This is a genomic window from Pseudomonas sp. S3(2024) (genome assembly GCF_036861315.1).
In the GTDB taxonomy this organism is placed as follows: Bacteria; Pseudomonadota; Gammaproteobacteria; order Pseudomonadales; family Pseudomonadaceae; genus Aquipseudomonas; species Aquipseudomonas putida_A.
Map to the genome: position 1 here is coordinate 705,094 of NZ_JAZAQQ010000001.1, position 14,184 is coordinate 719,277.

Annotated in this window: 13 protein-coding genes; 7 read left to right on the forward strand and 6 right to left on the reverse strand. The window is 59.5% G+C overall.

The annotated features are described in order from the left end of the window. Positions 1-250: 250 nt before the first annotated feature. From VLA07_RS03355 to VLA07_RS03375, 5 genes are all read left to right on the forward strand, one after another. Entirely contained in the window at positions 251-907 is a 657-nt protein-coding gene (locus VLA07_RS03355; protein WP_247267854.1) for an alpha/beta hydrolase, read from the forward strand. 96 nt (positions 908-1,003) lie between these two features. After that, positions 1,004-2,476 (forward strand): ATP-dependent RNA helicase RhlB, encoded by a 1,473-nt coding sequence (gene rhlB / locus VLA07_RS03360; protein WP_247267855.1) that lies wholly within the window; start codon positions 1,004-1,006, stop codon positions 2,474-2,476. A 136-nt stretch (positions 2,477-2,612) separates the two neighbouring features. Further along, positions 2,613-3,557 (forward strand): ornithine cyclodeaminase family protein, encoded by a 945-nt coding sequence (locus VLA07_RS03365; protein WP_333988395.1) that lies wholly within the window; start codon positions 2,613-2,615, stop codon positions 3,555-3,557. 151 nt (positions 3,558-3,708) lie between these two features. Then, a complete protein-coding gene (locus tag VLA07_RS03370) occupies positions 3,709-4,836 on the forward strand; it encodes an NAD(P)/FAD-dependent oxidoreductase (RefSeq protein WP_333988396.1) in 1,128 nt (375 codons plus the stop codon). A gap of 92 nt (positions 4,837-4,928) precedes the next feature. Beyond that, a complete protein-coding gene (locus VLA07_RS03375; protein ID WP_095138253.1) occupies positions 4,929-5,555 on the forward strand; it encodes a helix-turn-helix transcriptional regulator in 627 nt (208 codons plus the stop codon). Between the two features lie 105 nt (positions 5,556-5,660). On the opposite strand, the gene VLA07_RS03380 is transcribed toward VLA07_RS03375, so the two are convergent. The 6 genes from VLA07_RS03380 to VLA07_RS03405 all read right to left on the reverse strand — a co-directional run bounded on the left by VLA07_RS03380 (position 5,661) and on the right by VLA07_RS03405 (position 10,892). Then, positions 5,661-6,437 (reverse strand): ABC transporter substrate-binding protein, encoded by a 777-nt coding sequence (locus tag VLA07_RS03380; protein WP_333988397.1) that lies wholly within the window; start codon positions 6,435-6,437, stop codon positions 5,661-5,663. Between the two features lie 239 nt (positions 6,438-6,676). Continuing rightward, positions 6,677-7,129 (reverse strand): molybdopterin synthase catalytic subunit MoaE, encoded by a 453-nt coding sequence (moaE, locus tag VLA07_RS03385; protein WP_007965204.1) that lies wholly within the window; start codon positions 7,127-7,129, stop codon positions 6,677-6,679. A gap of 3 nt (positions 7,130-7,132) precedes the next feature. Then, positions 7,133-7,375 (reverse strand): molybdopterin converting factor subunit 1, encoded by a 243-nt coding sequence (moaD, locus tag VLA07_RS03390; RefSeq protein ID WP_098967306.1) that lies wholly within the window; start codon positions 7,373-7,375, stop codon positions 7,133-7,135. Continuing rightward, positions 7,372-7,845: a cyclic pyranopterin monophosphate synthase MoaC gene (gene moaC, locus VLA07_RS03395; RefSeq protein ID WP_095138249.1), complete on the reverse strand. Its 474-nt coding sequence runs from the start codon at positions 7,843-7,845 to the stop codon at positions 7,372-7,374. The genes moaD and moaC overlap by 4 nt, the downstream gene beginning before the upstream one ends. A gap of 238 nt (positions 7,846-8,083) precedes the next feature. Next, positions 8,084-9,478 (reverse strand): PhoH family protein, encoded by a 1,395-nt coding sequence (locus tag VLA07_RS03400; RefSeq protein WP_027610931.1) that lies wholly within the window; start codon positions 9,476-9,478, stop codon positions 8,084-8,086. Between the two features lie 337 nt (positions 9,479-9,815). Beyond that, positions 9,816-10,892, reverse strand: a complete 1,077-nt coding sequence (locus VLA07_RS03405; RefSeq protein WP_442969534.1) for a polysaccharide deacetylase family protein — start codon at positions 10,890-10,892, stop codon at positions 9,816-9,818. A gap of 313 nt (positions 10,893-11,205) precedes the next feature. Here VLA07_RS03405 and yaaA point away from each other — a divergent pair, with 313 nt between their 5' ends. Further along, on the forward strand, positions 11,206-11,985 hold the full coding sequence (yaaA, locus tag VLA07_RS03410; protein WP_108181747.1) for a peroxide stress protein YaaA: 780 nt from the start codon (positions 11,206-11,208) through the stop codon (positions 11,983-11,985). An 811-nt stretch (positions 11,986-12,796) separates the two neighbouring features. Further along, complete coding sequence (locus tag VLA07_RS03415) at positions 12,797-14,113, forward strand: nucleotide sugar dehydrogenase (RefSeq protein ID WP_333988399.1); 1,317 nt, start codon at positions 12,797-12,799, stop codon at positions 14,111-14,113. Positions 14,114-14,184 lie beyond the last annotated feature (71 nt).

Genomic DNA, 14,184 nt, shown 5'->3' on the forward strand with positions numbered 1-14,184 from the left:
TGGCGAACATCCATCACCGGATTCTTTGCAATCCCGTCGCAAGACGTACACTGATAGTGTTACCGCAAGGCGTAGGACGCTTCGTACAGAATCCTCCATAGCAAAGCCCGTACCACACCGCTTTCTGAAGCGATTGCGCGACAGGTCAATAGCAAAACTTGTAGCCTTGCGACATCTTCTTAACGGATCGACCGGACGCGCACCTCAATCACGCACTTATTGAGAGCGCCCGCACATTTTTGGAGCAGCCATGACCGAGCCCCTGATTCTTCAACCCGTAAAGCCTGCAGACGCCTGCGTGATCTGGCTGCACGGCCTCGGCGCGGACCGCTATGACTTCTTGCCGGTCGCCGAAGCGCTGCAGGAAAGCCTGCTGACTACCCGCTTTGTATTGCCGCAAGCGCCAACCCAGCCCGTCACCATCAATGGTGGTTACGAGATGCCGAGCTGGTACGACATAAAGGCCATGAGCCCGGCGCGGTCGATTGACCGTGAGCAGTTGGAAGCGTCGGCGGATCGCATCATTGAATTGATCGAAAAGGAGCGCGCCAGCGGAATAGACGCTTCGCGGATTTTTCTCGCCGGGTTTTCCCAAGGCGGCGCCGTCGTTCTGCACACCGCTTATATAAAGTGGCAAGGCCCGTTGGGTGGCGTACTTGCCCTCTCCACCTATGCCCCGACCTTCACTGACGAGATGGAGCTTTCAGCCAGTCAGCAGCGTATTCCTGCGCTATGCCTGCACGGCCAGTTCGACGGCGTGGTGCAGAACTCGATGGGGCGCAGCGCCTATGAGCATTTGGTGAAGCATGGTGTCACCGTGACATGGCAGGAATACCCAATGGAGCACGAAGTGTTACCCGAAGAAATTCGTGACATCGGCGTCTGGCTGAGCGAACGCCTGCGTTGATTCGGCCGCTTGGCGGACCGCTTTGATCATCCCACTACGCCGCGCCCGTTTCTTGCATTACACTGGCCGGCGTACATTCCTTAACCAATTGATGAGATGACCGTGCTCAAAGCACTCAAGAAAATGTTCGGTAAAAGCGAGGCTGAGCAGCTCGCGCCAGTCCCCAGTGCGCCGTCGCACGCCCCCGGCCCTCGCAGCGCTGCGCCCAAGGCTGAACGTCCGGCTCCGGTAGCGACACCCCAGCCTGAGCCGCAACCTGCCGTCGCTACCGAACCGGTCCGCGCCGAAGCGCCAAAACCACCCCGGCCGCGCCGCGAACCGAAGCCCAAGGCACCGGTCATTCCCTGGAAGCTCGAAGATTTCGTTGTCGAACCCCAGGAAGGCAAAACCCGCTTTCACGATTTCAAGCTCGCTCCGGAACTGATGCACGCCATCCAGGACCTGGGCTTCCCGTACTGCACGCCGATCCAGGCGCAGGTGCTGGGTTTCACCCTCGCCGGCAAAGATGCCATCGGCCGCGCGCAGACCGGCACCGGCAAGACCGCTGCGTTCCTGATCTCGATCATCACTCAGTTGTTGCAGACGCCACCGCCGAAAGAACGCTACATGGGTGAACCCCGTGCGCTGATCATCGCGCCGACCCGTGAGCTGGTGGTGCAGATCGCCAAGGATGCTGCCGACCTGACCAAGTACACCGGCCTCAACGTGATGACGTTCGTTGGCGGCATGGACTTCGACAAGCAGCTCAAGCACCTCGAAGCTCGCCACTGCGACATCCTCGTCGCCACCCCGGGCCGTCTGCTCGACTTCAACCAGCGCGGCGACGTGCACCTGGACATGGTCGAAGTGATGGTGCTGGACGAAGCCGACCGCATGCTCGACATGGGTTTTATCCCGCAAGTGCGGCAGATCATTCGTCAGACCCCGCCGAAGTCCGAGCGTCAGACCCTGCTGTTCTCCGCGACCTTCACCGAAGACGTGATGAACCTGGCCAAGCAATGGACCACCGATCCGGCAATCGTCGAAATCGAAGTCACCAACGTGGCCAACGAAAACGTCGAGCAGCACATCTATGCGGTGGCCGCGGCTGACAAATACAAACTGCTCTACAACCTGGTCAACGACAACGGCTGGGAACGCGTCATCGTCTTCGCCAACCGCAAGGACGAAGTGCGTCGCATCGAAGAGCGCCTGGTGCGCGACGGCATCAACGCCGCGCAACTGTCCGGCGACGTGCCGCAGCACAAGCGCATCAAGACCCTCGAAGGCTTCCGCGAAGGCAAGATCCGCGTGCTGGTGGCCACCGATGTCGCCGGTCGCGGCATCCACATCGACGGCATCAGCCACGTGATCAACTTCACCCTGCCGGAAGTGCCGGACGACTACGTGCACCGCATCGGCCGTACCGGTCGCGCGGGCGCCGACGGCGTGTCGATCAGCTTCGCCGGTGAGGACGACTCCTACCAGTTGCCGTCGATCGAAGAAAAACTGGGTCGCAAGATCAGCTGTGAAACACCGCCGACGCACCTGTTGCGTGCAGTGGAACGCAAGCGTCCGCAGCCGCAGTAAGCGATCTGTAACGAAAAAGCGCAGCCGGTGACGGACTGCGCTTTTTTTTTGCCCGGCGTTTAAGCAGGCGCTTGCGATAGACAACTAAAAGTCCATAATAGACAAATTAGTTTATATCCAGACCGTGGAGCCTGACATGTCCAGTACACCCTACGTGATCGACCACACCCAGGCCCGCGAGCTGCTGGCGCGCATCGATGTGCCGCAGATCCTGCGCAAACTGTTTCGCGACCTCGCCGCCGGCCACGCCGTGCAACCGGCGCAGCAATTGGTGGAGTTTCCGCAGGGCGCCGGCGACTTCATCAATTATCTGGGGGTGCTGGCCGAGGACGGCGTGTACGGGGTCAAGACCTCGCCCTACATCGTCCGTGAACAAGGGCCGCTGGTCACGGCGTGGACACTATTGATGTCGATGAAAACCGGCCAACCGCTGTTGCTTTGCGATGCCGGCGAGCTGACCACCGCACGCACTGCAGCGACCACCGCCGTAGCGATCGATGCCCTCGCGCCGTTGAAAGCCCAACGGCTGGCGATCATCGGCAGCGGCAAGGTTGCCCAGGCTCATTTGCATTACGTGAAAGGTCTGCGCGACTGGCAGAACATCAGCGTGTATTCGCCGAGCCTGTCTGAAGACGCTGAAACCCGGGCGCTGCTGAAAGAGATCTACCTGGGGGTGAAGATTGCCGACAGCCGCGATGTCGCCCTCACAGACGCGGACGTGATCATGCTCTGCACGTCATCCGCCGGCCCGGTCATCGACCCGGCCAGCTTGAGCAAACCGGCGCTGATCACCTCGATCAGCACCAACGCACCACGCGCCCATGAGCTGCCGCCGCAGAGCCTGGGCGACATGCAGGTGTTCTGTGACTATCGGCTGACCACGCCGGGCTCGGCCGGTGAGATGTTGATCGCGAGAGAGCAGCATGGCTGGGACAAGTCTGCGATTGTCGGTGACCTCGCCGACCTGCTCAGCGAGAAAGTGCCGCGCCCCGGTTACGACCGTCACGTATTTTTCCGTTCAATCGGCCTGGGCCTGGAAGACATCGCGCTGGCCAATGCGGTTTATCACTTGACCCACTAATCACCACAAATCCCATTGTGGGAGCGGGCTTGCTCGCGAAGAGGCCGTGTCAGGCAACGTATTTGCCGAATGACATACCGCCTTCGCGAGCAAGCCCGCTCCCACAGGGGATCAGCGAATTTTCCAATATTGCGAGCAACTGGAGACTTTCATGGGCCAGGCAGATTTCATCATCATCGGCGGCGGGATTGCCGGCGCTTCCACCGGTTTCTGGCTGTCGCCCCACGCCAAAGTGATCGTGCTCGAACGTGAATCGCACCCGGCCTATCACTCCACCGGGCGTTCTGCCGCGCTGTACACCGCCGCCTACGGTACGCCGCAGGTGCGCGCGCTGACACTGGCCAGCCGTGAGTTTTTCGACCATCCGCCGAGCGGCTTCTGCGAGCATCCATTGCTCACGCCGCGCGGCGAAATGACCGTGGACTTCAGCGGTGACGCCGCCGAGCTGAACAACCAGTACCTCAGCGCTAAAGCCACAGTGCCAGAAATGCAGTTGCTCAGCGCCGACGAAGCCTGCGCCCGTCTGCCGATCCTGCGTCGGGAAAAAGTCCACGGCGCGATCTACGATCCGACCGCCAGTGACATCGACACCGACGCCCTGCATCAGGGCTACCTGCGCGGTATCCGCCGCAACAACGGCGAGGTGCGCACCGATTGCGAGGTGCTGGGCCTGACGCGCGACGCCGCTGGCCTCTGGCAGGTGCAAACCAACGGTCAGACCTTCAGCGCGCCGGTCATCATCAACGCCGCCGGCGCCTGGGCTGACCAGATCGGCGCGCTGGCTGGCGCCCAGGCGCTGGGCCTGCAACCGAAACGCCGTGCGGCGTTCATTTTCGCCGGCCCCGAGGGCGTGGACATTCATCACTGGCCGATGCTGGTCAGCCTCGACGAATCGTTCTACATGAAACCCGACGCCGGGATGTTCCTCGGCTCGCCGGCCAACGCCGACCCGGTCGAACCGCATGACGTGCAACCGGAAGAGTTGGACATCGCCATGGGCATCTATCAGATCGAAGAGGCCACGACCCTGACCATTCGCCGCCCGACCCGAACCTGGGCCGGACTGCGCAGCTTCGTCGCCGACGGTGATCTGCTCAGCGGTTTCGATCCGCAAGTGCCGGGGCTGTTCTGGGTCGCGGCCCAGGGCGGTTACGGTATTCAGACGTCACCGGCCATGGGCCAGGCCAGCGCGGCATTGGTGCGTGGTCAGCCGTTGCCTGAGTCGTTGCAGCAGTTCGGCCTGAGCAGCGCCATGCTCTCCCCTTCACGACTGCGCTGATGCCCCCTGCGGATGACGCGCCCAACGGATTGCGGCACACTCGCAGCGCCCCCGTGCACGGGGGCGCTGACGCTGCCTGGAGCTCCACAAACATGACCGCCCCCGAATTCGATCCGGCCCTGGATAACTTCCGTGCCATCGCCGACGCCATCGCCACGCTGTTCTTTCCCCACGCCGAAGTGGTGCTGCACGACCTGCGCACGCAGAAGGTCGACTACATCGCCAACAACCTGTCCAAGCGCGAGATCGGCGACGATTCATCGCTTGAAGACATGCTCAGCGAGGAGGTCAGCGAGCGCAACATCGGCCCGTACGAAAAGCTCAATTGGGACGGCCAGAAAATCCGCAGCCTGAGCACCGTGCTGCGCGACCGCGAAGAGCGGCCGCTGGCGGTGCTGTGCATCAACCTGAATATTTCGCTGTTCGAGAATGCCAAGGCTGCGCTGGATCTGTTCCTGTCGCCGAGCAAACTGATCCCGCAGCCGGATTCACTGTTTCGCGATGACTGGCAGGAACGCATCAACACCTTCCTCCACGCCTGGCTGCGCGAGCGGCAGCTGAGCCTGAATCTGCTGACCCGCGATCACAAGCGCGAACTGGTGCTGGCGCTGCACGCCGAAGGCGCGTTCAAGGGCAAGAGCGCCTCGAACTATGTGGCCAATGTGCTGAACATGGGGCGGGCGACGGTGTACAAGCATTTGAAGGAATTGAAGGGCTAGGATCCATAAGCTGTATTGCCTGATCCGTCCCTTTCGGGAGCAAGCCCCCTCCCACATTTGAATGCGTTCCCCTGTGGGAGGGGGCTTGCTCCCGAAGGCGGACTATCAGTCGCCGTAGATGTCGGACTTGAAATACTTCTGGGAAATCTTCTGATATTCGCCACTCGCCCGAATCCCGTCGATGGCCGTGTTCAACTCGCTGACCAGCTCGGTATTGCCCTTGCGCACCGCAATCCCCGCGCCCTCGCCCACGTACTTCGGATCCTTCAGCTCCGGCCCGACAAACGCGTAGCCCTTGCCGCGCGGCATCGACAGGAAGTCGGTCAGCGGGATGGTGTCGGCGAAAATCGCATCGAGCCGCCCGGCCGCCAGGTCCATGTAGATTTCTTCGTTATTGCCGTAGCGCTTGACGTTGATGCCCTTCGGTTCGAACACCTCGGTAGCATAACGATCGGTGGTGGTGGCGCGTTGCACGCCGACGCTCTTGCCCTTGAGGCTGGCGTATTGGTCATCGACCGTGGCGCCTTCCTTCATCACCAGTCGCGACGAAGTGAAATAGTACTTGTGGGTGAAATCCACCGACTTCTTGCGGTCTTCGTTGATGGTCATCGACGACAGCGCCATGTCGATTTTCTTCACTTTCAGCGAAGGGATCAGGCCATCGAACTCACCCTCGACCCACACACACTTGACCTTCATCTGCGCGCACAGGGCGTTGCCGATGTCGTAGTCGAAACCGACGATTTCACCCTTGTCGGTTTTCGAAGCGAACGGTGGATAAGCGGCCTCGATGCCGATGCGCAGGGTCTTCTCGGCGGCAAACGAGCTGGCGCACGCCAACAGGCTCAGGGCCAGACCGGTAATCAGGGGGAGTTTCTTCATGTTCGTTCTCTCGCGGGTTGTTGTTGGTTTGGCAAGACAGAAGAAAAGAGCTGGAACAGGATTGTGTACTTGTAAATCCATACTGGACTTTTACGTACAAACCGTCAATCAGATGAAAGAGGCAGGATTTTTTGCGTGGCGGATGACGCCTTCGCGAGCAAGCCCGCTCCCACATTGGAATGCGTTCTCCTGTGGGAGCGAGCCTGCTCGCGAAGACGGACTTGAAGGCGCTATAAAAACTATTTTTTCCAGCGATCCGCAGCGGCATGATCACTGTCACGCCCCTCGACCCAGCGCGGGCCGTCACTGGTGTTTTCTTTCTTCCAGAACGGCGCGCGGGTTTTCAGGTAGTCCATGACAAAGGCGCAGGCGTCGAACGCCGCCTGGCGATGGGCACTGGCCGCACCGACAAACACGATCGGCTCGCCAGGCTCCAGCGCGCCGATGCGGTGCAGCACTTCCAGCTTCAACAGCGGCCAGCGCTGCTCGGCCTCGACGGCGATCTTGCCAAGGGCTTTTTCGGTCATGCCCGGATAATGCTCGAGGAACATACCCGCCACATCCAGACCGTCGTTGAAGTCGCGCACGTAGCCGACAAAACTCACCACCGCGCCGACACCGACATTCGCCGCGTGCATCGCGTTGACTTCAGCGCCGGGATCGAACGCCGTGGACTGCACTCGAATCGCCATGCCTCAGCCTCCGGTCACGGTGGGGAAAAACGCCACTTCGTCGCCATCGCTCACCGGCTCGTCGAGCGGGCACAGGTCTTCGTTGCGTGCGCACATCAGGTTCTGTTCGCTCAGCACTTCGGCGCCCTCGCGTTGCGCGAGCAGCGCACGCACAGCGTCGACCGTGGCGAAATCGCCTTCGACCTCCACCGAGTCCACGCCCAGCGCTTCACGATAACGGGCAAAGAATTTAACCGTCAGCTTCATGGCTGCTCCGCCTGAAAATGCCCGCTCTTGCCGCCGACCTTCTCCAGCAGACGCACGCTTTCGATGACCATGCCGCGATCCACCGCTTTGCACATGTCATAGATGGTCAGTGCGGCGACGCTGGCAGCGGTCAGTGCTTCCATCTCTACGCCGGTCTGCCCTGACAGCTTGCAGCGGGCGACGATGCGCACGCTGTCGTCACCTTCAGCGCTGAGTTCAACCTTGACCCCGGTGAGCATCAGCGGATGGCACAGCGGGATCAGATCACTGGTTTTCTTCGCCGCCTGAATGCCGGCAATGCGCGCCACGGCAAACACGTCGCCCTTGGGATGGCCGCCGCTGACGATCATCTGCAGGGTTTCGGGGAGCATGCGCACCAGCGCTTGGGCCGTCGCCTCACGGAACGTCACGGCTTTTTCGGTGACGTCGACCATGTTGGCGCGACCTTGGGAATCGAGATGAGTCAGCACGGGATTACTCCTGATCAGGAGCAGGGATTGTAAACCTGTGGGTCAAATATCTGCGAGTGAGATTACTGTTGCCCCGCAAATCCCCTGTAGGAGTGAGCCTGCTCGCGATAGCGGTGTATCAGTCGACAATTATGCTGAATGTCACACCGCTATCGCGAGCAGGCTCACTCCTACAATGGCCTTGCGTTTATCCATAAAAAAAGGGCGGCTGTCAGGCCGCCCGGTTTTGTTGGAAGGGTTACAGATGCGATTCGGCGTATTCGGCCAGAATCGAGCGTGGCACCCCTTGCAGGGTGATGTGCACCCCGTTGGGGAAATCCTTGAAGCGTTCGGTCAGGTAGGTCAGCCCGGAGCTGGTCGCGGACAGGTAAGGGGTATCGATCTGTGCCAGGTTGCCCAGGCACACCACTTTGGAACCGGCACCGGCCCGGGTGATGATGGTTTTCATCTGGTGCGGCGTGAGGTTCTGGCATTCGTCGATCAGGATCAGGCTCTGCTGGAAGCTGCGACCACGAATGTAGTTGAGCGATTTGAACTGCAACGGCACTTTGCTGAGGATGTAATCGACGCTGCCATGGGTGTTTTCGTCATCCATGTGCAAGGCTTCGAGGTTGTCGGTGATGGCGCCCAGCCAAGGCTCCATTTTTTCCGCTTCAGTACCCGGCAGGAAGCCGATTTCCTGGTCCAGGCCCTGCACGCTGCGGGTCGCAATGATCCGGCGATAGCGCTTGCTGACCATGGTCTGCTCGATCGCCGCAGCCAGCGCCAGAATGGTTTTACCGGAACCCGCTGCACCCGACAGGTTGACCAGGTGAATGTCCGGATCCAGCAACGCATACAGCGCCAGGCTCTGGTAGATATCGCGCGGTTTGAGACCCCAGGCTTCCTGATGCAGCAGCGGTTCCTGATGCAGGTCGAGGATCAGCAGCTTGTCTTCCTGGATTTCCTTGATCCAGCCGACAAAGCCTTGTTCGTCAATGATGAACTCGTTGATGTGCACCGCCGGCAGGTTGTCGATCAACTGCACCTGATGCCAGGTGCGGCCGTGATCCTGACGGGTTTCGACCTTGCTCACGCGGTCCCAGAAGGAGCCGGTCATGTTGTGGTAGCCATTGGGCAGCAGGGACACGTCGTCGACCAACTGGTCGGTGCTGTAGTCCTCGGCATCGATCCCGCAGGCGCGCGCCTTGAGGCGCATGTTGATGTCTTTGGTGACCAGCACCACGGCCTTCTTCGGATCACGGGTGTGCAGGTCGATCAGTTGGTTGATGATTTTGTTGTCGTTCAGATGCTCGGGCAGAATCAGGTTCGACTCGGCCTGTTTGCTCATCAGAATTGACAGCAAGCCCTTTGGCCCGCCCTTGCCGCGCTGGATCGGCACACCCAGTTCAACGTCCTCGGGGGAGGCATCGCCCAGGGTCTTGTCGATCAGCCGGATCGCCTGGCGGCATTCGGCAGCAACGCTGTGATGGCCGCTCTTGAGCTTGTCCAGCTCTTCGAGCACGGTCATCGGGATCGCGACGTGGTGTTCTTCGAAATTCAGCAGGGCATTTGGATCGTGAATCAATACGTTGGTATCGAGTACATAAAGGATTGGCTGGTTGGAAGAAGGGCTACGTCCGTGATCATCCATACTCGGTCACCTTTGTGGGAGCCATTCGACGCAATACCTGGGCGGTGCTGCGCCTCGAAGTGACTGCCGAATTCATCCACGAGGGCCTGGATGAACTGCACACAAAAGGAGTCTTGGAAGACGCCACCTGTGTTGCAGGTTTCGGCGGTCTGTCTTCGTAATACTCCAAAACCCATGACATAAAAAAGCACTTTGACGGTTTTTTTAAGTTTATTTTGCAGAGTGACGAAAAGCCCTTGGCGGACCGTCCAGACCCCGCTAAAGTCGGAAGTCCGCCTGCATCGAATTCTCTAAAAAAATCGCCCCAAGCCCAATGTTTCCTGGCTTTTTCCGTTTGTCAGCGAAACCCGTCCTGACAGTCTTCAAAGCCGATGCCGCTTTGCGCAGTTTGCGTGATCAGCCACGGCAACGCGGTCCTCACCGCATCCTGTTTCATGTTGAAATTGATCACCCCGTGACGCCACAGCAGCATCAGGGTCAGCACCCGCTGCGCACTCTGTGCGCCCTTGAGCTTGCCGGCGCCGTCCTGGGCATCGATGTCCCACAGCGCCACTTGCAGGCCCTGATTGCGGAAGAAGCTGCCAGCATCACTGCGGCGCTGTCCCTCCGGCGGACGGAACAGTGGCACATAGTTCTCCGGCAACTTGTTCTTCACCAGATCGGCGCTGCGGCGCACCGAGTCCTGCCAGTCCTGCCAATAGCTGTGGGAACGGAACTCCCAACCCTGCACGCCCACACACTGTTTCGAGAACTCCGATTGCAGGTTGCTCACCGAGCGATCAGCGAGCCGCGCCTGCACATCCTTGCCCAACAGGAAGAACGTGCCGCTGAGATTGGATTTGCGCAGGTAGTCGGCAATCCAGTCGGTGTTGTCCGGCTGCAGATTGGCGGCGCTGTCGAAGCTCAGCAGAAACAGTCGATCGTGCATCTCGTCGCCGTTGCGCTCGTAGTCGCCGAATTGATCGACTTCGCTGCTGGTTTGCGGCGACAGCGCGGCCTTGCGCATCAGCTCGTCCAGATACTGCAGATGGAACAAGCGGCTCGGCTCGGCCCACTTGGTGTAATAGCTGTCGTCGCTGACCACGAACTTGGCGGCCTGCTCGCGCAGGGTCGGCAGGTCTTCGACGAGGAAGCAGAACGAGGCATCCTGATCGCAGCTCTGCTGGGCGAAGTTGTAGTTGGCCAACAGACGTTCCCAAAGCCGCTGACGCAGGTGGCTGATCGCGTCGACGTTGACCGTGCGCAGCCCAAGGCGCTGGGCCAGCGCGGCCTCGTCCAGCGCTTCAGTGCCGAGCAGGCCCCGGGCGAACATGAGGATTTCCGCGCGCGAGGCAACGTCGAACAGCGTCGGGCTGCTCAGTTGCTCCGGCCAGGTGCTGCGATCCAGCGTCGCCACATCGCCCGGCGCCGCCATGGCCCCGAAGCTCAACAGCCACGCGGTGAATAAAAGAACAATGCGCAAAGGGGTGTCTCCATAACCAAACCCGCGCGGCACTATAGCTGATCCCGCACGATTCCCCGCAGCCACTCCGATTCCCTGTGGGAGGGGGCTTGCTCCCGAATGCGGTGTGTCATCCAACAGATGGGCAGGCTGATACGGCCTCTTCGGGAGCAAGCCCCCTCCCACAGGGAAATGTGGCGAGCCGTCGATCACCTATGGGCTTGATAGCTGGAGTCAACCCGGCCAACCCCCTAGAATCGCCCCCACGATTAAAGGAGACGACTTCATGCTGATGGTGATTTCCCCCGCCAAGACCCTCGATTACGAAACACCGCCGGCGACCCAGCGCTTTACCCAGCCGCAATACCTCGATCATTCTCAGGAGCTGATCCAGCAGTTGCGCGAACTGAGCCCGGCGCAAATCAGCGAACTGATGCACGTGTCCGACAAGATCGGCGGCCTGAATGCCGCGCGTTTCGGTAGTTGGACGCCCGCCTTCACCCCGGAAAACGCCAAGCAGGCACTGCTCGCGTTCAAGGGTGACGTGTACACCGGCCTCGACGCGCAATCGTTCAGCGAAGCTCAGTTCGACTATGCGCAAAAGCACTTGCGCATGCTCTCCGGTCTCTATGGCCTGCTGCGTCCGCTGGACCTGATGCAGCCGTATCGTCTGGAAATGGGCACCAAACTGGCCAACGCCCGTGGCAAGGACCTGTACGCGTTCTGGGGTACGCGCATCAGCGAATGGCTCAACGAAGCGCTGGCCGATCAGGGCGACGATGTGCTGCTGAACCTGGCCTCCAACGAGTACTTTTCGGCGGTCAAACGCAGCGCCCTGAACGCCCGGATCATCAACACCGATTTCAAGGACCTGAAGAACGGCCAGTACAAGATCATCAGCTTCTACGCGAAGAAGGCCCGCGGCCTGATGAGCCGTTTCGTGATTCAGGAAAAAATCAACGATCCTGCCCTGCTCAAGCAGTTCGATGTGCAGGGTTATCGCTACAGCGCCGAGCAATCGAAACCGGACAATCTGGTGTTTCTGCGCGACCACGCCCCGGAATAAAGCATGCCCATTGCACGACTCTTTCTATAAAGAGTCGTGCAGCTCGCACGACGTCAAAAATCCCTCGCAACATTTCGCCGTTTTATTGGCGCCATAAAATCGTCCCGCCCAATTCTAATTTTAGTTTCACTCGACAGCCGCACTTTTTTTCAGTAGTGGCACGTAAATTTTTTTACGGTAGTGGCACAAAACTATCTAGCTCGATTACGCACCGATTAACAAAGGCCCAAATCGAAAGTGCTATCAAATTGAGACCAGTGCCATCTTTGGCAATATTTCAAAAAATTTCAGATTTCGCGATGAGCGGGTAGGAACTATGTCCAAATGCATAGCTCATACCACCGGTAACGATTCTCGCCGAGTTTGTACGAGATAACTTACGCAGAGCGGAGAACCATGTAACCAAGTTGTCACAGCAACTTGCCTAGATGGTTCACTCATCTGATCAACTAACGATGGATAGGTGATACGCACCATAAACATCCTCTACAAGGCCAAGGCTGCGCCCCTGTAATTGTGCTCGCCTGAGCACCCAACCGCTTGATCTATGGGCCTTTCGTCCGACATCAGGTGGACTGAACACATGCACAAGAGTCTTCCAGCAAGAAGATCCGCTGCATAACAGGGCAAGTCATAACAACTAAGGCCTAGTTGCGCACATCTTGAGTGCACTTATTTAGACACTCGGAACTTAGTATGCCTGCACACGGCATTGTGGCGCCTGTATGCCGCACTTTCGAGTGCACTATGACCGCTGAACACCATTAACTCCGGCCATCTAATGGCTTGATAAAACACAGAGGTAATTGCGATGCGCATCAGCATATTTGGTTTGGGTTACGTTGGCGCAGTATGTGCCGGTTGCCTGTCTGCACGGGGCCATGACGTGGTTGGCGTCGATGTTGCCAAAGACAAGATCGACATGATCAACGCCGGCAAGTCGCCGATTGTTGAACCGGGCCTGGGCGAACTTCTGGCTCAGGGTATCGAGACCGGTCGTCTGCGCGGTACGACCAACTTCGCCGAGGCGATTCGTGACACCGACCTGTCGATGATCTGCGTCGGTACGCCGAGCAAGAAGAACGGCGACCTGGAACTGAACTACATCGAGGCCGTGTGCCGCGAGATCGGTTTCGTGCTGCGTGAAAAATCCACCCGCCACACCATCGTGGTGCGCAGCACCGTGTTGCCGGGCACCGTCGCCAACGTGGTGATCCCGATCCTCGAAGACTGCTCGGGCAAGAAGGCCGGTGTCGATTTCGGCGTCGCGGTCAACCCGGAGTTCCTGCGTGAATCCACCGCGATCAAGGACTACGACCTGCCACCGATGACCGTCATCGGCGAATTCGACAAAGCCTCGGGCGACGTTCTGCAATCGCTGTACGAAGAACTCGACGCGCCGATCATCCGCAGGGACATCGCGGTCGCCGAGATGATCAAGTACACCTGCAACGTCTGGCACGCGACCAAAGTGACCTTCGCCAACGAGATCGGCAACATCGCCAAAGCGGTCGGCGTCGATGGCCGTGAAGTGATGGACGTGGTCTGCCAGGACAAGACCCTCAACCTGTCCCAGTACTACATGCGCCCGGGCTTCGCCTTCGGTGGTTCGTGCCTGCCCAAAGACGTGCGCGCCCTGACCTACCGCGCAGGTTCCCTGGACGTCGAAGCGCCGCTGCTCAACTCGCTGATGCGCAGTAACGAATCGCAAGTGCAGAACGCCTTCGACATCGTTGAAAGCCACGACAAACGCAAAGTCGCCCTGCTCGGCCTGAGCTTCAAGGCCGGTACCGACGACCTGCGCGAAAGTCCGCTGGTGGAACTGGCCGAAATGCTGATCGGCAAGGGTTACGACCTGAGCATCTACGACAGCAACGTCGAGTACGCCCGTGTTCACGGCGCGAACAAGGACTACATCGAGTCGAAGATCCCGCACGTGTCGTCCCTGCTCAACTCGGACTTCGATTCGGTGATCGACAACTCCGACGTGATCATCCTCGGCAACCGCGACGAGAAGTTCCGCTCGCTGGCCCAGGAAGCACCGCAGGGCAAACAGGTCATCGACCTGGTCGGCTTCATGGCCAAAGCCACCAACCCGGGTACTCGCACTGAAGGTATCTGCTGGTAAAGCAGCGCCAAGCGACAAGCCTCGAGCTGCAAGCAAAGCGTTTCGCTTGCAGCTTGAAGCTTGCAGCTCGA

Coding starts and splice junctions, on each gene's coding strand:
- VLA07_RS03355 (WP_247267854.1), top strand. CDS start 251: ATGACCGAGCCCCTGATTCTTCAACCCGTAAAGCCTGCAGACGCCTGC.
- rhlB (WP_247267855.1), top strand. CDS start 1,004: ATGACCGTGCTCAAAGCACTCAAGAAAATGTTCGGTAAAAGCGAGGCT.
- VLA07_RS03365 (WP_333988395.1), top strand. CDS start 2,613: ATGTCCAGTACACCCTACGTGATCGACCACACCCAGGCCCGCGAGCTG.
- VLA07_RS03370 (WP_333988396.1), top strand. CDS start 3,709: ATGGGCCAGGCAGATTTCATCATCATCGGCGGCGGGATTGCCGGCGCT.
- VLA07_RS03375 (WP_095138253.1), top strand. CDS start 4,929: ATGACCGCCCCCGAATTCGATCCGGCCCTGGATAACTTCCGTGCCATC.
- VLA07_RS03380 (WP_333988397.1), bottom strand. CDS start 6,437: ATGAAGAAACTCCCCCTGATTACCGGTCTGGCCCTGAGCCTGTTGGCG.
- moaE (WP_007965204.1), bottom strand. CDS start 7,129: ATGGCGATTCGAGTGCAGTCCACGGCGTTCGATCCCGGCGCTGAAGTC.
- moaD (WP_098967306.1), bottom strand. CDS start 7,375: ATGAAGCTGACGGTTAAATTCTTTGCCCGTTATCGTGAAGCGCTGGGC.
- VLA07_RS03400 (WP_027610931.1), bottom strand. CDS start 9,478: ATGGATGATCACGGACGTAGCCCTTCTTCCAACCAGCCAATCCTTTAT.
- VLA07_RS03405 (WP_442969534.1), bottom strand. CDS start 10,892: ATGGCGGCGCCGGGCGATGTGGCGACGCTGGATCGCAGCACCTGGCCG.
- yaaA (WP_108181747.1), top strand. CDS start 11,206: ATGCTGATGGTGATTTCCCCCGCCAAGACCCTCGATTACGAAACACCG.
- VLA07_RS03415 (WP_333988399.1), top strand. CDS start 12,797: ATGCGCATCAGCATATTTGGTTTGGGTTACGTTGGCGCAGTATGTGCC.